This window comes from Bacteroides sp. 1001136B_160425_E2, assembly GCF_015559655.1.
Lineage (GTDB): Bacteria > Bacteroidota > Bacteroidia > Bacteroidales > Bacteroidaceae > Bacteroides > Bacteroides luhongzhouii.
Genome location: NZ_JADMQH010000006.1, coordinates 175,494 through 200,827 on the forward strand (window position 1 = coordinate 175,494; position 25,334 = coordinate 200,827).

Annotated in this window: 15 protein-coding genes; 10 read left to right on the forward strand and 5 right to left on the reverse strand. The window is 42.2% G+C overall.

The window, feature by feature from the left end; all coding sequences use genetic code 11:
* Positions 1-74: 74 nt before the first annotated feature.
* From I2I04_RS07810 to I2I04_RS07825, 4 genes are all read right to left on the reverse strand, one after another.
* Positions 75-422, reverse strand: coding sequence for a hypothetical protein (locus tag I2I04_RS07810; protein ID WP_157446487.1), 348 nt, complete (start codon positions 420-422; stop codon positions 75-77).
* Positions 412-678 carry a hypothetical protein gene (locus tag I2I04_RS07815; RefSeq protein ID WP_195654733.1) on the reverse strand — a complete coding sequence of 89 codons (267 nt, stop codon included), beginning with the start codon at positions 676-678 and terminating at the stop codon, positions 412-414. Before I2I04_RS07815 ends, I2I04_RS07810 begins: the two co-directional genes overlap by 11 nt.
* Positions 679-707: 29 nt before the next feature.
* The gene (locus I2I04_RS07820) at positions 708-1,034 is read right to left on the reverse strand and encodes a hypothetical protein (protein WP_195471388.1); all 327 of its coding nucleotides are present in this window, start codon (positions 1,032-1,034) and stop codon (positions 708-710) included.
* 707 nt (positions 1,035-1,741) lie between these two features.
* Positions 1,742-2,212: an HU family DNA-binding protein gene (locus I2I04_RS07825; RefSeq protein WP_195654734.1), complete on the reverse strand. Its 471-nt coding sequence runs from the start codon at positions 2,210-2,212 to the stop codon at positions 1,742-1,744.
* A gap of 462 nt (positions 2,213-2,674) precedes the next feature.
* Here I2I04_RS07825 and I2I04_RS07830 point away from each other — a divergent pair, with 462 nt between their 5' ends.
* From I2I04_RS07830 to I2I04_RS07870, 9 genes are all read left to right on the forward strand, one after another.
* Positions 2,675-5,974 carry a glycosyl hydrolase gene (locus I2I04_RS07830; RefSeq protein WP_195654735.1) on the forward strand — a complete coding sequence of 1,100 codons (3,300 nt, stop codon included), beginning with the start codon at positions 2,675-2,677 and terminating at the stop codon, positions 5,972-5,974.
* A 107-nt stretch (positions 5,975-6,081) separates the two neighbouring features.
* Entirely contained in the window at positions 6,082-7,515 is a 1,434-nt protein-coding gene (locus I2I04_RS07835) for a sialate O-acetylesterase (RefSeq protein ID WP_195654736.1), read from the forward strand.
* 33 nt (positions 7,516-7,548) lie between these two features.
* Positions 7,549-9,831 (forward strand): DUF5703 domain-containing protein, encoded by a 2,283-nt coding sequence (locus tag I2I04_RS07840; protein ID WP_195654737.1) that lies wholly within the window; start codon positions 7,549-7,551, stop codon positions 9,829-9,831.
* 186 nt (positions 9,832-10,017) lie between these two features.
* A complete protein-coding gene (locus tag I2I04_RS07845) occupies positions 10,018-12,672 on the forward strand; it encodes a glycoside hydrolase family 2 protein (RefSeq protein ID WP_143260285.1) in 2,655 nt (884 codons plus the stop codon).
* A gap of 74 nt (positions 12,673-12,746) precedes the next feature.
* On the forward strand, positions 12,747-17,177 hold the full coding sequence (locus I2I04_RS07850) for a two-component regulator propeller domain-containing protein (RefSeq protein WP_410489769.1): 4,431 nt from the start codon (positions 12,747-12,749) through the stop codon (positions 17,175-17,177).
* 58 nt (positions 17,178-17,235) lie between these two features.
* Positions 17,236-18,918, forward strand: coding sequence for a polysaccharide lyase (locus I2I04_RS07855; protein ID WP_195654739.1), 1,683 nt, complete (start codon positions 17,236-17,238; stop codon positions 18,916-18,918).
* Positions 18,919-18,948: 30 nt separating this feature from the next.
* Positions 18,949-22,059 (forward strand): DUF6298 domain-containing protein, encoded by a 3,111-nt coding sequence (locus I2I04_RS07860; protein ID WP_195654773.1) that lies wholly within the window; start codon positions 18,949-18,951, stop codon positions 22,057-22,059.
* Between the two features lie 176 nt (positions 22,060-22,235).
* Positions 22,236-22,787, forward strand: coding sequence for an RNA polymerase sigma factor (locus I2I04_RS07865; protein WP_074559022.1), 552 nt, complete (start codon positions 22,236-22,238; stop codon positions 22,785-22,787).
* 83 nt (positions 22,788-22,870) lie between these two features.
* Positions 22,871-23,122, forward strand: a complete 252-nt coding sequence (locus tag I2I04_RS07870; RefSeq protein ID WP_143260287.1) for a hypothetical protein — start codon at positions 22,871-22,873, stop codon at positions 23,120-23,122.
* A 103-nt stretch (positions 23,123-23,225) separates the two neighbouring features.
* On the opposite strand, the gene I2I04_RS07875 is transcribed toward I2I04_RS07870, so the two are convergent.
* Positions 23,226-24,488, reverse strand: a complete 1,263-nt coding sequence (locus tag I2I04_RS07875) for an MFS transporter (protein WP_074559024.1) — start codon at positions 24,486-24,488, stop codon at positions 23,226-23,228.
* Between the two features lie 77 nt (positions 24,489-24,565).
* On the opposite strand from I2I04_RS07875, the gene I2I04_RS07880 reads away from it, so the two are divergent.
* The gene (locus I2I04_RS07880) at positions 24,566-25,333 is read left to right on the forward strand and encodes a threonine/serine exporter family protein (RefSeq protein ID WP_004296023.1); all 768 of its coding nucleotides are present in this window, start codon (positions 24,566-24,568) and stop codon (positions 25,331-25,333) included.
* Position 25,334: the final 1 nt, after the last annotated feature.

Sequence of the window (25,334 nt, forward strand, 5' to 3'; positions counted from 1 at the left end):
TTAAAAATATGCCATCCAATCACCGCGACAGTAGGAAGTACAATTCCTATGAAGTAGAAAAGTCTCTTCTTTTTCTAATTATAGACTTTCTTGAAACTACCTTTTGCAAATCCTTCACCGACTAAAGAATCAGGTGTGACTATTTCTAACAATAAATCAGATTGATCTGTTCTGACACGAATCAGATTTCCATCTCTTTCATAACTTGAAGCAAAGTCAAATCCAAAGATATTATCTTTGATTACAACCGTCGAACTTCCTTTGAAGGTAAAAGACTTATAAAGTCCGTCATTAGAAACATAAGTTCCTTCAAGAACATGTTCTTTTGGTTCTATCAAAATAGTGTTTTCTTTAGAAGGTTTAAAATCTTTGCACGACACAAACCCTACCAATAAAATTAATAATAAAGATTTAGTTTTCATGATTGTTTTTATTTGAGTATAATTTCCGACAGAGAATTCTCCATTCTTCTTCTTGAAAAATTCTTTCTTTACGTTTTTCATCAGTTTCCCCAAGGAAAAAAATGACAAAAGAAGTGTAAATTGGAGTTATAAGAATTGATAGAAAGAACCAACCCATTACACTTCTACCTCTTGTTTCTGCCATTTGTGCAGGTATAATACAAAACAATGTATAAATAATAAATATAATGATACAAAATGCTACAACAGTGTCCATACTATTTTTTTATTTTAAAAGTTATAAGTTTAATGTTTTCTCAGAATTACTTCAATTATTAACCATCCAAACACAATAATAGTACTACAAATCCTACCTATATTTTTCCATATATTTTCATCTTTGGATGGCGCTTTTCTTGAGGATATTTTTCCTGCCTCTTGTTTTATAGTATCCGTTACTATTTCAGAATCAATTAAATTATAACTGTAATTCTTACTTAAGAAAAAATCTGGTACAATGTGTGTTAATTGATTGCTTTGAATAATATTTTTGCTATTTTTTTCCTGCGCATTAACACTATTCAAGGCTATAGCCATGAATAAAATAAAAAATGCTAAAAACATTTTTCCCATAATAGTATTGTCTGATAAATGCCCGCAGATCCCGAACCAGACGGTTCAATAATAAAAAAGACAATAGACTATAATAAAAAAAGCGCGGGAATCTGTACCTGTTACTCGTCCCGCTCTTTAAGGCCTTCGCATTGCCCAGTCAGTTGAACGAGCAACGCAGAAGCCCACGCCGATATGTATAATAAATCACATATACTTTTCTCAAAGCATATCCAAAGTATAGACACATCCCGTAGACACCTACTGTTGCTTTGTTCTTTGACTGACCATTTAAAAGTTGCGAAGTTTTAAAGAGCCAAAGACAAAACGTCAAGTAAACGTCTTTCTTTAATATAATCCATTTCCCACACCACCCTTAACCTCACGAATTGAGGTATCGGCGTGAGAAACGCAACAAATATATGCAAAAAAATGTAATTAGAATTATTTCTAAACTATATTTTTTCTTTTTCCAAGAAAAACAGTAAAAAAAGGTAGGGAAGAAGTAAAAGGGAATGTATAGCATATCTCCGGTTGGATTTGTCGAAAAGTATTATCTAATCATCAATATAAATGTTGAATTCACCGTTGGGCAACCGTGAATTCATCATTGCCCAACGGTGAATTTGCCATCAGGCAACGACAATTTTGCTCATTATCGTCCAAAATGTCAAAAAAATAAGGAAAGCTTATCAAGCTTTCCTTATTCAAAAAGACTAAAGTAAAAATTAAGCAGCAGGGTCCGGAGCTTCCCCTCCTGAATCTCCTCCCGATGCCCCACCATTATTACCACTTTCGGTAATTGTAGTTCCATCTCCGAACAATTCAATACTTGCTCCACCAAGCATTGCCTTAAACTTACTTCCTGGAGTAAATACGATTTTTCTACGAATGATGGTATGTATATTCACATCATCCTCCTTATCCTGACTCTCTGCATTGATTGCTGGACGAAATGAACCAAATTCATCCAGTTTAACCGAAAAGCCCTCTTCTAAAAAAGAGACCATAGTGTCTTGCAATCCTTTTAGCACCACATCTACCATAGAACGGTGAATACCGGTTCGCTGATTGACTTCATCACACAACTTCTTATAATTAAGACTTCCCGCAAGTACATTAGCGGCTACATACTTTTCGACTTTGTTCTCTTTGTCGAAACACAATACAATTTTTTTCTTCTTATACCTAAGACTCATTTTAAAAATAAATATTACATATTAGTACTTGAAAAGAAGCCACACATCTGACTCCGGCGCAAAGATAATGTCTTATATTTGATTTAAAAACAGAAATAGTGTTATTGTTTCAAAAACCTGTATTTCAGTTAATTATATATATAAATATCAATAATTAGTAATAAATAAATTATTATATCATTATATATAAAATTTTCTAATGAAGTGCATGTACGATATTTTATACTTCAAATATAATAATAAAAATATTATATATTAAAAGACGCTGCTATGTTGAATTCGTTTAGGGTGGTTCAATAACTGCCTATCAATGCACTGATTCTTTCCATATTGCATCTTCTTCAAATATTTGGTGTGCAATAGGGAAGTGTATGGACTATTTCAATGAGTCACGAAATTATATTAATAGTGAGTACAAAACAGACCTTTTTTCGTCTTCTTTATTGTAAAATATAAATTGGAATGAAAAATCGACTGAAACAACAAATATTTGCACTTTCTTTATTGGCATGGACAGCCGTATACCCTGCCGATGCACAGCAAACACGCTCACTTCGCGATCAATTCTTAAACCCTTCTGACGAAGCAAAACCCTGGACCTTTTGGTATTGGATGTATGGTGCCGTGTCTAAAGAAGGGATTACAGCCGACTTGGAGGCAATGAAACATGCCGGATTAGGAGGTACTTATCTGATGCCGATTAAAGGTGTTCATGAAGGTGCCCAATACGATGGCAAAGCGCAGCAGCTAACTCCCGAATGGTGGGAGATGGTGCGTTTCAGCATGGAAGAAGCAGATCGTTTGGGGCTGAAATTGGGGATGCACATTTGTGATGGTTTTGCATTGGCGGGAGGTCCCTGGATTGCTCCCGAAGAATCCATGCAAAAAGTGGTTTGGAGTGATACGATTGTAAACGGAGGAAAGTTGATGGCTATTCGCTTGCCACAACCGGAAGCCTATGAAAATTATTATGAAGATATTGCATTATTCGCTTTACCGGTAGAAGACGCAGCGGACGAGATGCAGGCAAAAATTACCTGTGTCAACCTAGCCACGACAGGAAATGTAAAAGCTGCTCAAACAGTGAATATGGACGCGGCAGGAGTGATCCGTTCTTCATATCCTTGCTATATCCAGTATGAATACGAACAACCTTTCACTTGCCGGAACATCGAAATCGTTTTAAATGGTAATAATTATCAGGCACACCGCTTGAAAGTAATGGTCAGTGACGACGGAGTGAATTATCGTTTGGTTAAGCAATTGGTACCTGCCCGTCAGGGATGGCAGAATACGGATGAGAATTCAACTCATAGTATTCCTCCGACTACCGCCCGTTTCTTCCGTTTCTACTGGACTCCTGAAGGAAGCGAACCGGGAAGTGAAGATATGGATGCTGCCAAATGGAAGCCCAATCTGAAAATAAAGAAATTACGCCTGCACCGGGAAGCCCGTCTGAACCAATGGGAAGGAAAAGCCGGACTGGTATGGCGTGTCGCTCAAGCGACTAAAGAAGAGGAAGTTGGGAAACAGGATTGCTATTCACTTTCACAAGTCATCAATCTGACAGAGCAATATACCGGTTATTCGAATGGAAAAACATTGACCGCCACTCTCCCCAAAGGAAAATGGAAATTACTCCGCATGGGACATACGGCTACCGGACATACCAATGCAACAGCGGGAGGCGGAAAAGGATTGGAATGTGATAAGTTTAACCCGAAAACGGTACGGAAGCAATTCGATAACTGGTTTGCGCAGGCATTTGCAAAGACCAATCCCGAAGTAGCCCGTCGCGTACTGAAATATATGCATGTCGACAGTTGGGAATGTGGCAGCCAAAACTGGAATAAGCATTTCGCTATTGAATTTCAGAAACGTCGTGGTTACGATTTGATGCCTTATCTACCTCTATTGGCAGGTATTCCGATGGAAAGTGTCGAACAAAGTGAAAAGATTCTGCGAGACGTACGTACTACCATATCAGAACTCGTCGTAGATGTGTTTTATCAGGTATTGGCGGACTGTGCGAGAAAATATGATTGCCAGTTTTCGGCAGAATGTGTGGCTCCCACGATGGTAAGCGATGGTCTACTACATTATCAAAAAGTAGATCTTCCGATGGGTGAATTTTGGTTGAACAGTCCTACACATGACAAGCCGAATGATATGCTCGACGCTATTAGCGGAGCACATATCTACGGAAAGAATATAATTCAGGCTGAAGGATTCACCGAAGTGCGTGGCACGTGGGATGAATACCCCGGAATGTTGAAAGCCTTGTTGGATCGTAATTACGCATTAGGAATCAACCGCCTTTTCTACCATGTATATGTACATAATCCCTGGCTGGACCGCAAGCCCGGCATGACATTGGATGGTATCGGACTATTTTTCCAACGGGATCAGACCTGGTGGAATAAAGGGGCAAAAGCCTTTTCCGAATATGCTACCCGTTGCCAGTCGTTGTTGCAATATGGGCATCCGGTAACAGACATCGCAGTCTTTACAGGTGAAGAAGTGCCGAGGCGTTCGATATTACCGGAACGATTGGTTCCTTCTCTGCCGGGAATCTTCGGTGCAGAACGAGTGGAAAGTGAACGCATCCGTCTGGCCAATGAGGGACAGCCTTTACGTGTACGCCCGGTAGGTGTTACTCATTCAGCTAACATGGCTGATCCGGAGAAATGGGTGAATCCGCTTCGTGGATATACATACGATAGTTTTAATAAAGATGCATTACTTCGTTTGGCGAAAGCAGAAAACGGACGAATAACGTTGCCGGGTGGAGCAAGTTATAAAGTGCTGGTACTGCCTCTTTCGCGTCCTATGAATCCCGAACCAGTATTGTCATCGGAAGTGCAGAAGAAAATCAATGAACTAAAAGAAGCTGGCATTTTGGTACCTTCTTTACCTTATACAGAAGAAGATTTTTCCATGTATGGCTTGGAACGTGACATGATCGTGCCGGAAGATATTGCCTGGACGCATCGTCGTGGCGAACTTGGCGAACTCTATTTCGTAGCCAACCAAAAGGACGAAACACGCACGTTTACTGCAAGTATGCGTATTTACGGTAAGAAACCGGAATGTTGGAACCCGGTGACAGGTGAGATGAATATTCATCCTTCCTATCGTATCAACGGAAACCGGACGGAAGTTACTCTCACATTGGCTCCTAATGAGTCCGTATTCATCGTATATCCTACGGAGGGAGTACATGAAGGCTATGGAGCGAACTCTTCCAAACTGCAAAAGGAGAAAAAAGATACAGCCAAAGAGCCTTTAAACATAGCTTTGGAAGCAAAAGAATATACTATAACCTTTGCAGCTAACAAGAAAACGCTTACACGAAAAGAACTCTTCGACTGGAGCCAAGAATCGGATGAACAGATACGTTACTATTCGGGGACAGCGACCTATAAAACCACTTTCCGCTGGAAAAATAAACCGAATAAAGACCAACAGATTTATCTGAATCTGGGAACAGTTTATAATTTGGCAACTGTTCGTGTGAATGGTGTAGATTGTGGCACAATCTGGACAGCTCCTTATCGTGCAGATATTACAGGTGTCCTGAAAAAAGGAACTAATGAGCTTGAAATAGAGGTTACAAATACTTGGGCGAATGCACTGACAGGAGCTGATGAAGGAAAAGCGCCGTTTGATGGCATTTGGACTAATGCAAAATATCGCAGGGCAGAGAAAACGTTGCTTCCGGCAGGATTGCTCGGACCTTTGAGTTTTTCTACCACAGAATAAAATAGATTTTTAAGGCACGGATTACACGGTTTATGAGAATCGTATTACATAAAGTAACAGCGCAATCCATGTAATCCGTGCCCAATTCATTATAATATAGCTAAAGTATGAAAAGTTCAATTATTAAAACAGGTACAATGTTGGCAGGTTTTCTGCTTGCTGCCTGCCTGTCAACACACGCAGAAGTAAGGTTACCGGCTATTTTTTCTGATGGCATGGTGATGCAGCAACAGACCAATGCAAACCTTTGGGGGACGGCGACTCCTCATAAAAAAGTAACAGTGACCACTAGTTGGAATGGAAAACAATATGCAGCAACAGCAGATAAAAATGGGGCATGGAAACTGGCAGTAGCTACTCCCGAAGCTGGAGGCCCTTATACTGTGACCTTTGATGATGGAACCCAAAAGACACTGAATAATATTCTGATAGGCGAACTTTGGCTTTGTTCCGGACAAAGTAATATGGAAATGCCGATGAAAGGCTTCAAAAACCAACCGGTAGAAAATGCCAATATGGACATTCTTCACAGCAAGAATCCGCAAATCCGTCTGTTTACGGTGAAACGTACTTCTACATTCACTCCGCAGAATGACGTTATCGGTTCGTGGAAAGAAGCAACCCCGGCCAGCGTCCGTGATTTCAGCGCAACAGCCTATTATTTCGGGAGACTGGTAAATGAAATATTAGATGTTCCGGTTGGGTTGGTTGTAGCAGCCTGGGGTGGTTCCGCCTGTGAAGCATGGATGACGGCAGACTGGCTGAAAGCCTTCCCGGAAGCGAAGATTCCTCAAACGGAAGCCGACATAAAATCTAAAAACCGCACTCCGACCGTGCTTTATAACGGTATGTTACATCCGTTAATCGGTATGACCATGAAAGGAGTGATTTGGTATCAGGGCGAAGATAACTGGAATCGTGCCCATACGTATGCTGATATGTTTACCCGATTGATTAACGGTTGGCGTGCCGAATGGAAACAGGGTGATTTTCCCTTTTATTATTGCCAGATAGCTCCGTATGATTACGGGATTATTACCGAAAAAGGAAAGGATGTGATAAATTCGGCATATCTCCGGGAGGCACAGGCAAAAGTAGAACATCGTGTAGCTAACAGCGGTATGGCTGTATTACTGGATGCAGGAATGGAAAAAGGTATTCATCCCGCAAAGAAACAGGTTGCAGGTGAACGTCTGGCACTTCTGGCTTTAACTAAAACGTATGGAGTGGAAGGTGTAAATGGCGAAAGTCCTTATTATAAAAGCATTGAAATAAAGAACGACACCATAGTTGTCAGCTTCGAACGTGCCAATATGTGGATCAGCGGCAAGAACTGTTTCGAATCGAAAAACTTTCAGGTAGCCGGCGAAGATAAAGTTTTTTATCCGGCTAAAGCATGGATAGAACGTAGTAAGATGCTGGTGAAAAGCGATAAAGTGTCGCACCCGGTAGCTGTTCGATATTGTTTTGAAAACTATGTGGAAGGAGATGTATATTGCGACGGATTACCTTTAGGATCTTTTCGTTCGGATGATTGGTAATCGTAAATAGACAAGGTAAAAGATGAAAAATATATGAAGAGATTTTATCTGATTATAACCATACTGTTTGTTGGCGTGTCGGCTCTTTGGAGTCAGCATGCCAATGTCATTTGGAATACTCCCAGTCGTAATTCTTCTGAATCTATGCCCTGTGGTGGTGGAGATATTGGGATGAATATATGGGTAGAAGACGGTGATGTTATGTTCTATGTGAGCCGTAGCGGTACATTCGACGAAAACAACTGCCAGTTAAAACAAGGGCGTGTACGTCTCCGCCTGTCGCCCAATCCTTTCAAAGACGCTAAAGATTTTCGTCAGGAGTTGAAGCTGAAAGACGGATATGTAGAAATCGCGGCAGGAAACACGCAGATACAATTTTGGGTAGATGTTTTTCATCCAGTTATACATGTAGAGGTAACAAATGCACAACCGTTGCAGACTGAAGTCTTTTATGAAAATTGGCGCTATCAGGAACGACCTGTCAGAAAAGGAGAGGGACAACAGTGTTCCTACAAATGGGCTCCCCCGAAAGGCTCTGTGACAGAGGCCGACTGTGTTTCCGTGAACACAAATCAACTTCTGTTCTATCATCGCAATCCCGAACAGACCGTTTTTGATGTAGTTGTGGCTCAACAAGGGATGAACGAAGTTAAATCTCAAATGATGAATCCTTTGAAAAACTTGACTTTCGGAGGAACTCTTTTTGGTGAAAACTTAGAATTTGCAGGTACTGCGGATGATGTATATGCCGGAACAGACTATCGTGCCTGGAAATTCCGTTCTTTCAAAGCAGTCAGGAAAGAACATTTCTGCATTGTGTTGCATACAGACCAGACAGAAACAATAGAAGAATGGAAGCAGGGAGTACAAACAGCTTTGCATAGAATAGCCCCCAAAGGTAAAGTTTCATCGAAGACTATCATACAGGATAAAAAACAGACCCGTTCGTGGTGGAATTCCTTTTGGCAACGTAGTTTTATCGAAGCAGAAGGAGAAGCAAAAGAAATAACTGTAAACTACACCCTTTTCCGCTATATGCTGGGATGTAATGCTTATGGCAGCGTACCGACTAAATTCAATGGCGGACTATTCACCTTTGATCCTTGCCATGTCGATGAAAAACAATCTTTTACTCCCGACTACCGGAAATGGGGAGGTGGCACGATGACTGCACAGAATCAACGTTTAGTATACTGGCCAATGCTGAAAAGCGGAGATTTTGATATGATGCCTTCCCAGTTTGATTTTTATAACCGCATGTTGAAGAATGCAGAACTCCGGAGCCGTGTATATTGGCAACATGATGGAGCTTGCTTTAGCGAGCAGACCGAAAATTTCGGTTTGCCGAACCCCGCAGAATATGGTTTCAAACGACCGGACTGGTTCGACAAAGGATTGGAATATAATGCCTGGCTGGAATATGAATGGGATACGGTTCTTGAATTCTGCCAAATGATATTGGAAACAAAGAACTATGCAAATGCTGATATTACCCCTTATTTACCTCTGATCGAGAGTTCGCTGACATTCTTCGACGAACATTATCGGCAACTGGCCTCCTGCCGGGGACGGAAAGCGTTGGATGGCAACGGACATCTGATTCTTTTCCCAGGCTCTGCCTGTGAAACATATAAGATGACCAATAACGCAAGCAGCACCATCGCCGCACTGAAAGTTGTATTAGAAACCTATGGAAAGAAAGAGGAGATGCTAAAAACAATACCTCCGATTCCATTGCGATACATAGAAGTAGGAGATTCATCGCTTTTAAAACAAATAATCGCCCCCGCTGTAAGTTGGGAGCGAATCAATAATGTAGAAACGCCACAACTATACCCTGTATTTCCGTGGAGGATTTACGGAGTAGGCAAAGAGAAGCTGGATATAGCACGTAATACCTACTTTTATGACCCGGATGCAATCAAGTTCCGTTCGCATACCGGATGGAAACAAGATAATATATGGGCTGCTTGTTTAGGCCTGACCGAAGAAGCAAAGAAATTATCTTTAGCCAAATTATCAAATGGACCGCATCGTTTCCCCGCATTTTGGGGACCGGGATATGACTGGACACCCGATCACAACTGGGGAGGTAGCGGCATGATAGGACTTCAGGAAATGCTATTGCAAACAAATGGAGAACAAATACTCCTTTTCCCAGCATGGCCGAAAGAATGGAACGTACATTTCAAACTTCATGCTCCGGGCGAAACAACAGTAGAAGCCACTCTCAAAAACGGAAAAGTGACGGACTTGAAAGTTTTACCGGAAAGTAGAAAAAAGGATATTATCATAATGATTGAAAATGAGAAATGATAGTTCACCACAGAGGACACAGGGTTCTTCTCTCTCTTTCCGCAAGTAAAGAAGAGCGACAAATACGATTATAAATATGTGAGACTCTGTGTTACTCTATAGTGAATAAAAAAGATTAAACCTCTGTATCCTCTGTGGTGGAAAATAAATTATCATTTAACGAATGAAATATATAAATAAAGAATTATGAATAAAAGACCATTTATCATCTTATCAGCTTTTCTGTTGCTATTCTTCTTGACAGAAAAAGGGCAGGCTACAGAAACTTACCGTCCCGAGACATCGGTTGCCGGATTCATCCAGCTTCCCGGTAGCGGGCGACAAGTCTATAATTTCAATCCGGGATGGCGCTTTTTCCGAGGTGATGTCCGGGGAGCAGAAGCGGTAAACTTTGATGACCGTTCCTGGAACGTCGTTTCCACTCCTCATACCGTAGAGTTGATGCCGGCCGAAGGCAGCGGATGCCGTAATTATCAGGGACCGGCCTGGTATCGTAAACACTTTGTCCTCCCCGCCGAAACAAAAGGGCAACGGGTGGTGCTTCATTTTGAAGCAGCTATGGGCAAACAGATTCTATATCTGAATGGTAAACGCATCCAGGAACATCTGGGAGGTTATCTACCTTTTACTTTAGACTTGACTGCCAATGGCGTACAAGCCGGAGACTCCTGTCTGCTCGCTGTTTTCACAGACAACAGTGATGACAAATCCTATCCTCCCGGAAAACGTCAATACACATTGGACTTTGCTTATCATGGTGGCATTTATCGTGATGTATGGATGATTGCCAAATCTCCGGTAGCTATTACTGATGCTATTGATTCACAAACCGTTGGCGGTGGAGGTGTATTCGTTCATTTTGATAAGATCAGTGAAAAGAGTGCGCAGGTATATGTAAACACCGAAGTTCAGAATGACGACACCCGTTCCGAGTCAGTCACTGTAGAAACGACATTGACAGATGCGGATGGAAAAGTAATCAAACGCAGTTCAGGAAAACTTTCTTTAAAGCCGGGAGAGAAAAAATCCATCCGTCAACAGATGGAAGTAAAGAATCCTACTCTTTGGTCACCGGATACACCTTATTTATATAGTGTACAATCACGTATTAAAAAAGGAAATAAATCCATTGACGGAGGCATTACCCGTGTCGGTATTCGTCTGGCAGAATTCCGTGGTAAAGACGGATTCTGGCTGAATGGCAAACCTTTCGGGCAACTGGTAGGAGCCAATCGCCATCAGGACTTTGCTTATGTAGGCAATGCTTTGCCGAACTCACAGCAATGGCGTGATGCCAAACGTCTGCGTGATGCCGGATGCACCATTATTAGGGTAGCCCACTATCCGCAAGATCCTGCCTTTATGGATGCCTGCGACGAGCTCGGTCTGTTCGTGATTGTCGCTACTCCGGGATGGCAGTACTGGAACAAAGACCCTAAGTTCGGGGAGTTGGTTCATCAGAATACCCGCGAAATGATTCGTCGTGACCGTAATCACCCTTCCGTATTGATGTGGGAACCCATCTTGAATGAAACCCGCTATCCGCTTGATTTTGCCTTGAAGGCTCTTGAGATTACCAAAGAAGAATATCCCTATCCGGGACGTCCGGTAGCAGCTGCCGATGTCCATTCTGCCGGAGTGAAAGAGCATTATGACGTTGTTTATGGCTGGCCGGGTGATGATGAAAAAGAAGACAAGCCGGAGCAATGTATCTTTACCCGTGAATTCGGGGAGAATGTAGATGACTGGTATGCTCACAACAATAATAACCGTGCCAGCCGCAGTTGGGGAGAACGTCCGTTACTGGTACAGGCTATGTCTTTGGCAAAGAGTTATGACGAGATGTACCGCACGACCGGTTTGTTTATCGGTGGCGCCCAATGGCATCCGTTCGACCATCAGCGTGGCTACCATCCGGATCCTTATTGGGGCGGTATTTATGATGCTTTCCGTCAGAAGAAATATGCGTATGAAGTATTTCGCAGCCAGTCGCCTGCCAATCTCCAACACCCATTGGCAGAATGTGGCCCGATGATATCCATTGCTCATGAAATGTCGCAGTTCTCCGATAAAGACGTAGTTGTATTCACAAACTGTGATTCGGTCCGTCTTTCTATTTATGATGGAACGAAAACCTGGACGAAACCGGTAGTTCATGCCAAAGGGCATATGCCGAATGCCCCCGTTGTATTTGAGAATGTCTGGGACTTTTGGGAAGCACGCAGATATAGCTATACACAAAAGAACTGGCAAAAAGTGAACATGGTTGCCGAAGGGATCATCGACGGAAAAGTGGTATGCACTCAAAAGAAAATGCCTTCCCGACGTTCCACCAAACTACGCCTTTATGTAGATACTCAAAAAGTGAACCTGGTAGCTGACGGTTCTGACTTTATCGTCGTAGTTGCTGAAGTAACCGATGATAGTGGAAATGTGCGCCGTCTGGCAAAAGAGAATATCGTTTTCACAGTAGAAGGTGAAGGAGAAATCATCGGAGATGCTACTATTGGCGCCAATCCCCGTGCGGTGGAGTTCGGCTCTGCTCCGGTGTTAATTCGTTCTACCCGGAAAGCCGGAAAAATAAAGGTGAAAGCCCGCGTACAGTTTGAGGGCACTCAAGCTCCGACAGCTACTGATATTGAACTGGAAAGCGTTCCTGCAGAACTCCCTTTCTGCTATGATGAACAAGCTTACGAAACACAAAGGACAACACCGTCCACTCTCAATACGAACCCGGGCAAAGAACCATCTGAAGGAAAAGTACAACTGACAGAGGAAGAACGCCAACGGGTGTTAGATGAAGTAGAACGCCAACAGACTGAATTCGGAACTGAAAAATAGTATGATAAAAGTAATTGCACTATTCAAAAAAAAAGACTATCTTTGAATACGTTTAATTCCAATTATAGCCATCAATGAGAAAACGGAATATTCTAATACTAATCCTATCCATGATAGGCATGTGTGCTTTTGCCTATCCAAATATGATTGTAGAACACTACACCGCTGAACGTGGTTTGCCCAATAATATCGTAAACTGCACATTAAAAGGACAAGACGGATTTATCTGGTTCGGAACTTGGTATGGATTATGTAGTTTTGACGGAAGTAAATTCCGTTCCTACGATAACCATGACGGTTTTTATTCCACAGATATTCCGCCGCGTAAGATTCAGCGTATCGTAGAAGATAAGAATGGTTTTCTGTGGATTAAGACTATCGACCGTAAACTCTATCTGTTCGACAAACGGCATGAGAGCTTTCATGCCGTCTATGATGATGTGAAAGAATATTCCGAGAACATTCAGATTATCAAGATTCAGACGACCGAAGACGGCGACGTGCTGTTGCTGACAAAAGATAAAAGTCTTTTGCGTGCGTACACCGATAAGGAAGGTAAAATAACGATGAAACAATTGCATGATTCGCATCCTAACGTGAACGTGTACGATATGCGTCTGAAACACAACATATTCTGCGAAACATCAGAGTTTATCAATTGGATCGGTATGGATTATCAAATTCTGTCCCTACGGAAAGGGGAAGCACTGAAAGACAAACCTGCCGACTTTATACAAAAAAAGGTATCTGCCAATCCGGATCAGTTTACTTGTGCCTCCTATAACTCCAAATTTTTATGGTTGGGAGATAAAAATGGTCGCATTTATAGTATTGATCCGCAAAACGGAGTTGTCAACCGTTACGAGATACCGGAAATCAAACAGCCGGTTTTTAATTTGTTGGTAACGGAATCCGGTCTGATGTACATTACCACCAATGAAGGAGCATACGAGTACAATATCGGCTACAAGCAGTTGACCAAGCTCCCCTTTACCATCCCCGAAAAGGACAATGGAATTATATTCTATGATAAATATGATAAGGTATGGTTTCAGGAGGGTAACCAGGCATTGACCTATTATGATCCCCTGAACAGGAGCCATCACCGCTTTACATTCCCCAATCAGAACGCAATCGGCAATTTTGAAATGCAGGATGCCGGCGAACAGGGCATGTTCTTTATGACTCCGGGAGGGGAAATTCTTCTATTCGACAGGGAGAAACTGGAAATGACCCGTATCAACCAATTGAAGCCTTTCTCCGACGATCTTCCCAATCAGCTTTTCTTCCATCTTCTGCTGGATAAAGATGGCATCCTTTGGCTGGCATCTACGAGCAGCGGAGTATACAGGCTTAATTTCCCCAAGAAGCAATTCCAACTGCTGACAGACGTTTCTCCATCTCCGGTAGTGCCCGAGAGAACGACTTCTTGGAATCAGGGAATACGTGCTCTCTTTCAGGCACAAAATGGGGATATTTGGGTAGGAACCCGCTGGCAAGCCCTGTATCGCCTGGACCGTAATGGACAAGTGAAACAAATCTTCTCGGATAAGAATTACTTGTTGGGAGCCGTATATCATATTATGGAAGACAAAGACGGTAATCTTTGGTTTTCCACCAAAGGAAACGGGCTTGTCAAAGCCGAACCGGACATGAATTCACCGCACGGGTTGCGTTTTACCCGTTATATCAATGACCCCAAAAATCCGAATTCTATCAGTAACAACGATGTGTACTTTACCTATCAGGACAGCCAGGGGCGCATTTGGGTAGGATTACTGGGAGGAGGTCTGAATCTAATTTCCGAAGAAAAAGGAGCAATTACCTTTATACATAAATACAATGGCTTGAAACAATATCCTGCATACGGTCTTTATATGGAGGTGCGTACCATGACGGAAGATGAAGACGGACGTATTTGGGTAGGAACAATGGATGGCTTGATGTCTTTCGACGGACATTTCACTGCCCCCGAACAGATCCAGTTTGAAACGTACCGCCAGGTCAGCGAAAATTCAAATGTAGCGGATAATGATATTTATGTACTCTACAAAGATACTGATTCGCAAATCTGGGTAAGTGTGTTCGGAGGCGGTTTGAATAGATTAGTCCGCTATGATAAAGAAAAACGTGAACCGATCTTCAAATCCTATGGCATACGCGAAGGAATGAATAACGATGTAGTCAAATCCATCGTAGAAGATAAAAACGGTAACTTATGGTTTACAACGGAAATTGGCTTGTCTTGTTTCAATAAAGCTACCGAACAATTTCGTAACTACGACAAATACGACGGTTTTCTGAACGTGGAATTGGAAGAAGGTAGCGCCCTTCGTACCTTGAATGGAGACTTGTGGATTGGTACCCGGCAGGGAATCCTGGCATTCTCTCCCGACAAACTGGAAACATTGCATACAAACTACGATACACGTATTGTTGACTTTAAAGTTTCCAACCATGATTTGCGTAGTTTTCGCGAATGTCCGATCCTGAAAGAATCCATTACATATGCCAAAGCAATCCAGCTGAACTACAATCAATCCATGTTCACGATTGAATTTGCCGCATTAAATTTCTACAATCAGAACCGGGTATCTTACCGATATATACTTGAAGGATATGAAAAAGAATGGCACTATAATGGGAAAAACCGTATCGCCTCTTATACCAACGTACCTCCCGGAGACTATACATTCCGTGTAGAAACCGTAGATGAAGCCAATCCGGAGCTGGTTTCCAACTGCACATTGACCATCACTATCCTTCCGCCATGGTGGTTAAGCTGGTGGGCAACTCTTATATATGTAATTTTAGGTTTGGCAGCTCTCTATTTCAGTCTGCGCCTGGCCTTCTTCATGCTCAAAATGAAGAATGATATTTATATCGAACAGAAGGTATCAGAAATGAAAATTAAGTTCTTTACCAATATTTCCCATGAATTGAGGACTCCTTTGACATTGATAAAAGGTCCGATACAAGAACTGAGAGAACGCGAAAAGCTCTCCCCGAAAGGACTACAATATGTGGAACTGATGGAAAAGAACACCAATCAGATGTTGCAATTAGTAAATCAGATACTTGATTTCCGGAAGATTCAGAACGGCAAGATGCGTTTACATGTGTCATTAATTGATTTTAATGAGATGATAGCTTCTTTCCAAAAAGAATTCCGGGTACTTTCCGAAGAAAACGAAATCAGTTTTACTTTCCAGTTGCCGGATGAACCAATTATGGTATGGGCGGACAAGGAAAAAATGAGCATTGTTATCCGCAATATCATATCCAACGCATTCAAATTCACTCATTCCGGAGGAAGTATTTATATAACTACCGGATTGACAGACGACGGTAAACGTTGTTATGTACGGGTAGAAGATAATGGAGTAGGTATTCCACAAAATAAACTGACCGAGATTTTCGAACGCTTCTCGCAAGGAGAGAACGCGAAAAACTCCTATTATCAGGGCACTGGTATCGGATTGGCACTTTCAAAAGAGATCGTCAATCTGCATCACGGACAGATTCGTGCCGAAAGTCCCGAAGGACAAGGGGCGGTGTTTATAGTGGAACTCCTGATGGATAAGGAACATTACCGCCCGTCGGAAGTAGACTTTTATGTGGGAGATACGGAGACAGTTCCTGTTTCTGTGGAACAAAATCCTGTTGCAAATGCCACATCCGAAGACAGTACGGAAGAAGAACCGGAAATCGATGCTTCATTACCGACCCTTCTGTTGGTGGAAGATAATAAAGACCTTTGTCAGTTGATAAAGCTTCAGTTGGAAGACAAGTTCAATATCCATATTGCCAATAACGGAGTAGAAGGTTTGAAGAAAGTACATCTGTATCATCCGGATATTGTAGTAACTGATCAGATGATGCCTGAAATGGATGGACTTGAAATGTTGCAATCTATTCGCAAAGATTTCCAAATCAGTCATATCCCTGTCATTATTCTAACTGCGAAGAATGATGAAGGTGCCAAGACCAAAGCTATCACTTTAGGAGCGAACGCCTACATCACCAAACCTTTCAGTAAGGAATATCTGTTGGCACGTATCGACCAGTTACTTGCCGAACGGAAACTGTTCCGTGAACGAATCCGTCAGCAAATGGAAAACCAGACAACGACCGAAGAAGACAGCTACGAACAATTTTTAGTCAAGAAAGACGTACAGTTCCTCGAAAAGATACATCAGGTCATTGAAGAAAATATGGATGATAGTGACTTTAATATTGACACCATAGCATCCGGTATCGGATTGAGCCGTTCGGCATTCTTCAAGAAACTGAAGAGTCTTACCGGCCTGGCACCCGTCGACCTGGTAAAGGAGATCCGTTTGAATAAATCTATCGAGCTGATTAAAAATACGGATTTAAGTGTTTCCGAAATTGCTTTTGCTGTCGGATTCAAAGATTCGGGTTACTATAGCAAGTGTTTCCGGAAAAAATATAATCAGTCCCCTCGCGAATATATGAATGAATGGCGGAAAGGAGAGAGATAACCGATTACAAAATGCTTTCTTAATCGTCCTTTTAGAAACCTAATTAAGATTCGAAAGAATGAACAACATTAAGAAAGTATTATCAGCGTGGATGCTGGTTGCCTGTGTACTACCTGTGGCAGCCCAGTATCCTGTGATTCCGGACTCGGTAAAAGCAAGAGGAGCAAAACAAGAAGCGGAGTTTGAACGGAAATCGGATGCGGCATGGGAAAAAGCTTTGCCGATAGTGTTAGAAGAAGCAAAGAAAGGTCGTCCCTATAAGCCTTGGGCCTCCAAACCCGAAGATTTGATAAAAAGTAATATCCCGGCTTTCCCCGGAGCGGAAGGCGGAGGCATGTATACTCCCGGTGGTCGTGGAGGTAAAGTGATTGTAGTCACTTCGCTGGAAGATTCCGGTCCCGGAACACTACGTGAAGCCTGCGAAACAGGAGGTGCACGTATTATTGTATTCAATGTAGCGGGAGTGATTCGTTTGAAAAGCCCGATTAGTGTACGTGCCCCTTATGTAACGATTGCCGGACAAACGGCTCCCGGAGATGGTATCTGCGTCACCGGACAATCTTTCCTGATCGATACACACGATGTCGTGATTCGCCACATGCGCTTCCGTCGCGGTGCGCAGGACGTAGCTTTCCGTGATGATGCAGTAGGAGGGAATGCGGTTGGAAATATCATGATAGACCATTGCTCCGCCAGTTGGGGATTGGATGAAAATATGTCTATCTACCGTCATGTATACAACAGAGGGGCAGACGGACACGGACTGAAACTGCCGACGGTAAACATTACCATCCAGAATTCTATTTTCTCTGAAGCATTAGATACCTACAATCATGCTTTCGGTGCAACTATCGGTGGTCATAACAGTATGTTCTGCCGTAACCTCTTTGCTTCCAACATCAGCCGGAATAGTTCGGTAGGTATGGACGGCGATTTTAACTTCGTCAATAATGTTGTTTTCAACTGGTGGAACCGTTCCGTAGACGGAGGCGATCACAACAGTTTCTACAATATGATAAACAACTACTTCAAACCCGGTCCGATCACTCCGATAGGTAAACCGATCTCTTATCGTATTCTCAAACCGGAAGCGGGACGTGACAAAAACAGACCGCTTTCATTCGGAAAAGCATACGTAAACGGAAATATTATCCACGGCAATGCCAAAGTTACAAAAGATAACTGGGATGGAGGCGTACAACTTAAAGAAGAGGTAGATGCCACAAAGTTTTTGCCGCTAATTAAATCGGACGAGGCTTTCAAAATGCCACCGGTAACTGTAATGGATACCAAAAAAGCTTATAACTTTGTATTAGATAATGTAGGAGCCAATTTCCCGAAACGTGACGCAGTGGATGCACGTGTCATTAAAACCGTACAAACAGGAAAAGCCATTTATGCGAAAGATGCACCGGAGTTTGTCTCTCCTTACGTGAAGAGACGGTTACCGGCTGATTCTTATAAGCAAGGTATTATCACAGATATTCGTCAGGTAGGCGGACTGCCCGAATATAAAGGTGAAGCGGTAGTAGACTCGGACGGCGACGGTATGCCGGATGCTTGGGAAATTGCCAACGGATTGAATCCAAACGACCCGGCTGACGCAAACATGGACTGCAACGGTGACGGATATACCAATATTGAAAAATACATCAATGGTATAGACACCAGGAAGAAAGTGGACTGGACAGACTTGAAGAACAATTACGATACATTGTCTAAACGGAAAAGTCTGTTATAACCGGATGAAAAGATGATAAAGTTTATTGTGATGAATATACAACTAAGAACGATCCTTTTAGGATTATTGAGCGTTGGGTTTGTGCAAAGTTATGCGCAAACCTTTGCTTTACAAGTTAAGAATGATCAGATCACTTACCTGAATGATGATCGGGGAAACCGGATTCTCGACTTCTCTACATGCGGATATAAATCCTCCGAACAGGATATTCCTTCTGTCCGCAATGTGGTATTTGTACCCTGGAAAGCCGGAGATAATACTGCGCGTATTCAACGTGCCATTGATTATGTAGCTTCGCTGACTCCTGACGCTTCCGGTTTTCGGGGAGCCGTATTACTCGATCAGGGAGAGTTTTCCCTGTCCGGCAGTATCCGTATCTCCGCATCCGGAATTGTGTTGCGGGGAACGGATAAAGAAAAAACAATACTGCTGAAAAAGGGCGTAGACAGAGGTGCGCTTATCTATATGGAAGGAAGGAACGATCTGAATGTACAAGATACATTGAAGGTGCTTTCCCACTATGTTCCGGTAAACGCGAGAACATTGGAAGTCGCTTTGGGTGTTTCTCTGAAAAAAGGAGATCGTGTCATGGTTACCCGTCCTTCCGGCAAAGAATGGATTGCCTCTTTAGGTTGTGATATTTTTGGAGGAGGTATCAGCGCTTTGGGATGGAAAGAAGGTGACATGGATCTGACTTGGGACAGAACAGTCTGCGAAGTAAACGGCAACCAGGTAACATTGGATGCTCCGCTGACCGTAGCTTTGGATGCCAACTATGGAACTTCTTCCCTGTTGACTTATCAATGGAACGGACGTATTTACAATTGTGGCGTAGAAAATATGACATTGATTTCTGAATACGACAAGCGTTATCCTAAAGACGAGGATCATTGCTGGACAGGTATCTCCATTGAAGATGCGGAAAACTGTTGGGTGAGACTGGTTAACTTCAAGCATTTTGCAGGAAGCGCTGTAATTGTTCAGCGTACAGGTTCCAAAATTACCGTTGAAGACTGTATATCGAAAGAACCCGTTTCAGAAATCGGAGGGATGCGTCGTTGCACTTTCCATACGCTGGGACAACAAACTTTATTTCAGCGCTGCTATTCGGAACAGGGTATTCATGACTTTGCTGCCGGATATTGCGCAGCCGGTCCCAATGCTTTTGTGCAATGTGATTCGTATGAATCTTTGGGATTCAGTGGCTCTATTGATGCCTGGGCGTGCGGACTATTGTTTGACATAGTAAATATCGACGGTCATAATCTGACTTTCAAGAATTTGGGACAAGATAAAAACGGAGCCGGTTGGAATACGGCAAACAGCTTGTTTTGGCAATGTACCGCAGCGGAAATCGAATGTTATGCCCCGGCAAAAGATGCGATGAACCGTGCATACGGTTGTTGGGCACAATTCTCCGGTGATGGTGAATGGGCACAATCCAACAATCATGTACAACCTCGCAGTATTTTTTATGCTCAATTGGAAGAACGGTTGAACAAAGAATGTGCGGAACGTGCACGTATTCTGCCCAGAAATACAAGTGCAACCAGTAGTCCTACAGTGGAAGTAGCTATGGAACTCGCTAAAGAGGCATATATACCACGGTTGACGTTGGAACATTGGATAGGTGATAACAAGTTTGCTCCTTCAGTGGCATCAACCGGAGTAAAATCAATCGATGACATTAAAGAGAAAAAGAGCGCTGCACATGCAAATTCTTCTTCTAAATTATTAACTCAACCGGAAGTAACAGTAACCAATGGACGTATTCAGATGGACGGTGCTCTATTGGTTGGAGGCAGTCATACCACCCCTTGGTGGAACGGAAAGCTCAAAACCAATTATCTAAAAAAGGCAAGTCCGGCCATTACCCGCTTTGTGCCGGGACGCGAAGGATTGGGATTAACCGACCGCATTGATTCTGTAGTCGATTTTATGAAACAGAAAAACATTCTTGTTTTCGATCAGAATTACGGCCTTTGGTATGACCGTCGCCGGGATGACCACGAACGGATTCGCCGTCGGGATGGTGATGTATGGGGACCTTTCTATGAACAGCCATTCGGTCGTAGCGGTCAGGGGACAGCATGGGAAGGATTGAGCAAATATGATTTAAAACGCCCTAATGCATGGTACTGGAGTCGCTTAAAAGAATTTGCGGAAAAAGGGAATGAGGACGGATTGTTATTATTCCATGAAAACTATTTCCAGCACAATATACTGGAAGCCGGTGCACATTGGGTGGATTCTCCATGGAGAAGCAGCAATAACATCAATCAGACCGGATTTCCTGAACCTGCTCCATTTGCCGGAGACAAACGAATTTTTGTAGCAGATATGTTCTATGATATCAGTCATCCTGTTCGCCGTGAACTGCACAGACAATATATCCGTCAGTGCTTGAATAACTTCGCGGACAATTCGAATGTTATTCAGTTGACAAGTGCCGAATTTACAGGTCCGTTGCACTTCGTACAATTTTGGTTAGACATGATAGCCGAATGGGAAACTGAAACCGGAAAGAAAGCGAAAGTAGCATTAAGTACAACGAAAGATGTACAAGATGCAATCCTTGCAGATCCCAAACGCGCTGCCGTAGTAGATATTATTGATATCCGGTATTGGCATTATAAGACGGATGGAATCTTTGCGCCGGAAGGTGGAAAAAATATGGCACCACGTCAACACATGCGTAAGATGAAAGTAGGAAAGGTGACTTTCACAGAAGCATATAAAGCTGTCAATGAGTATCGTCAGAAATTTCCTCAAAAGGCAGTGACATTCTATGCACAGAATTATCCGGCTATGGGATGGGCTGTATTCATGGCAGGAGGTTCATGTCCTGTAATTCCGTGCACAGATAAAGCATTCTTGAAAGATGCAGCAGCAATGGAAGTGGAAGAAACAAATACGGATGAGTATAAGAAAATGGTAAAATCTGATATTGGAAGTATCATTTATTCCAAGTCCGGAACAGAAATTCCTGTTCAATTATCGTCCGGAAAGTATGCATTAAAGTACATTCATCCAGCTTCCGGAAAGATTGAAACAATAAATAAATCATTGAAAATAAACGATTTATACAATCTAAAGGTACCAGATAAGAAAGAAGGTATTTATTGGTTTCACAAGCTATAAAACAGAAAATCCCGTTGAAGACTATTCAACGGGATTTTTGCTTTTTATAGGTAATTTCTCGTAAAAGAGTGTTATAAAACATGATACTTGTTTTTTCAATCCACAAACCAGATTTTACCTAATGTTACGGTCGATACTGCTTAGTTTTGCAACATCAAATCAATCGAATTAATGCTATGATGGAACAGACTAATAATTCAACCGACACTTTACTCGCTTCTTTTCAAGCGGGAAACATGGCAGCTTTTTCACAGCTGTATAACTTGCACATCAACGTCCTTTTTAATTACGGATTGAAGTTGACCATTGATAAAGAGTTACTGAAAGATTGCATTCACGACATCTTCGTGAAACTCTATACAAAGAGAGATGAATTAGGAACAATCGATAATTTGAGATCTTATTTATTCATCTCCTTAAAGAATAAGTTGTGTGATGAACTTCGCAGACGTATGTATATGTCTGATACGGTAGTAGAAGAAGTTAGCTTATCCACTCCTACAGATGTAGAAGATGATTATATGGCAAAAGAGCAACGCAATAATGAATTTTCATTGGTTAAACGTCTGCTGGATCAATTATCTCCCCGTCAGCGTGAAGCGCTTACATTATATTATATAGAAGAAAAGAAATACGAGGATATCTGCGAGATTATGAATATGAATTATCAGTCTGTACGCAACCTGATGCATCGCGGATTGACAAAGTTGCGTAGTCTGGCGAGTTAATTTTAGTAAAAAAGGTAAATTGGTTGAGTACATAGACAAGATAATGCCGTCCTACTTATGTAAACGCTTAAAAAGGATGCGATATGTGCTCAAAGGTAATGGATTTTTTGACGGATGATGATTTTATCAACTATGTGCTAGGTGTAACTCCGCAATCAGCTTCCCAATGGGAAACTTATTTCAGAGAGCACCCGGAAGAGATGGCAGATGCAGAAGAAGCTAAAGCGATATTATTGGCTCCGGCAAATGTAGACTGTGACTTCTCAATAGTTGAAAATAACGAATTGAAAGATAGGATCATTAGTAGTATAAAAGATTTTTCGAGTATTTTGTAGATAGGTTAGTTAAGATAAAGTAGTTAGGTTAGTTAAGGCATTAAAAGATTGACGCAGTCTTTCACAGGAGGTTTAGCTTTAAACACTGTGAAAGACTGCGTTTTTATTTGTCCGGTTCAGGTTTCGCTGCGGACTCCCGAATATCGAAAGCGCTACTGAAACTGACTATTAATACGATACATCCACCCAATATGCCGATAAGCATATAAGCGATACGGATATCGAACGCCTGCGAAATGGCACCGATAAGTAGGGGAGCAATCAACGAACCTATAAAACTGATACTTGACAGAATGGTGAGTGCAATACTGACCGGTGTTTTTGATTTGGCTCCCACGAAGCTGTACAAAGTAGGCACAATGCAGGAAATACCCAAGCCAACCAGCATGAAACCCAAAGAATTGATGATTACTTTCATGGCCATAGCTTCGAAAACTCCTCCTAACAGGGCAGAAACAAAGAAGCCGATACAGATAAAGCTGCCCGCCAGTTGCAGGACTTTCTTCTTTCCCCAAAGTTGATAAGCGTAGTTAGTCAGGAAACGGCCCGTTGCCATCATAATCATAAATACAAGAAAACCGATTTGCAATGATTTAGGTACGTGAACCACTGATTCGAAATAAACGGCACTCCAGTCGAACATCGCGCTTTCTACAATCAGCGCAAACAGTCCGACAAGTCCTAACTGCAAAAGCAACATTTCCGGTTTTTGAAATAACAGGCGAAAGCCATTGGGAGCTTTGGCTGTATTTCTTTCCTTCGTCTTTGTATCAGAAACTTCCGCTTCCTGCGGTGCGCTCTCCTGCAAATATTTTCGCCCGGAAAGTGCAATTATAAGGATGATTATAAATATCAGTGTATAATGCCAGATGGGGGAGACTCCTGCCAAAATCATCACGAAGCCGATAAGTGCTCCTGCGCATGCCCCCAGACTCCATCCTCCATGAAAAGTGGCCATAATGGTTTTACCATACAAACGTTCCACCTCAATACCTTGTGTATTGAATGATATATCGCACAAATTCCAGAACACTCCGAAGCAAAAGAGCAGAAAGCCTAAAAGATAGACCTCATGAGCCAGTCCGACACAAAGCAGGGATGAAGCGTATCCCAAGATGCTGACCTGTACCATGCTCCGGCTTCCTAACTTCGAAACAAGATAGCCAGCCAAGGGGATTGCGACAAATTTTCCGACAGGGATCATAAATAAAATCAATCCCCAGTAGAAAGCATAATTTGCAGCAAAAACGTCTTTAAAATCAGGGATTCGGCTAGCCCAACTTGCCATACAAAGTCCTTGGGCAAAGAAAAAAGTCAATATGGCAAAACGTATTCTCTCTTTTGGATGCGTAAATTGGTTATTCATGCATTTTTTATTTTTAATCACGGCAAAGGTATCTATTTTTTTTGTACTTTTGCGCCCGATTTAAAAATATCATATTCATGAAGACAGGCGAATCTTTATTATCCATAGGTAAATTTATTGCAGAATATTCAGCCCATTTAATGGGGGCCGGAGTACACACCTCGCGGGTAGTACGCAACACAAAGCGTATTGGAGAGGCTTTCGGACTAGATGTCAAATTAAGCGTATTTCATAGAAACATCATTCTGACTATTATAGATAAAGAAACAAACGAAGCTTGTAACGAGGTTATAGACATTCCTGCACACCCGATCAGTTTTGAACATAATTCAGAGTTAAGCGCATTGAGCTGGGAAGCAGTAGACAATCATTTGTCATTGGAAGAATTGAAAGACAAATACAAGAAGATTATTTCTGCTCCGCGGATACATCCGCTTTTCGTTTTACTACTGGTAGGATTTGCCAATGCGTCTTTCTGTAAATTGTTCGGCGGTGATTTAATTTCGATGGGAATTGTGTTCTCGGCTACCATTACAGGATTCTACCTGAAACAACAAATGCAAGCGAAAAAGATCAATCATTATGTTGTATTTATTGTTTCGGCTTTTGTTGCTTCCCTGTGTGCTTCCACCGCGCTGATTTTCGACACAACGTCGGAGATCGCAATGGCAACCAGCGTGCTTTATCTTGTGCCTGGGGTTCCCTTGATTAATGGCGTGATTGATGTAGTAGAAGGGTACGTTTTAACAGGATTTGCCCGTCTGACAGAGGCTTCTTTGTTGATTGTCAGCATCGCTATCGGACTTTCCTTCACATTATTAATGGTAAAAAACAGTTTAATTTGAT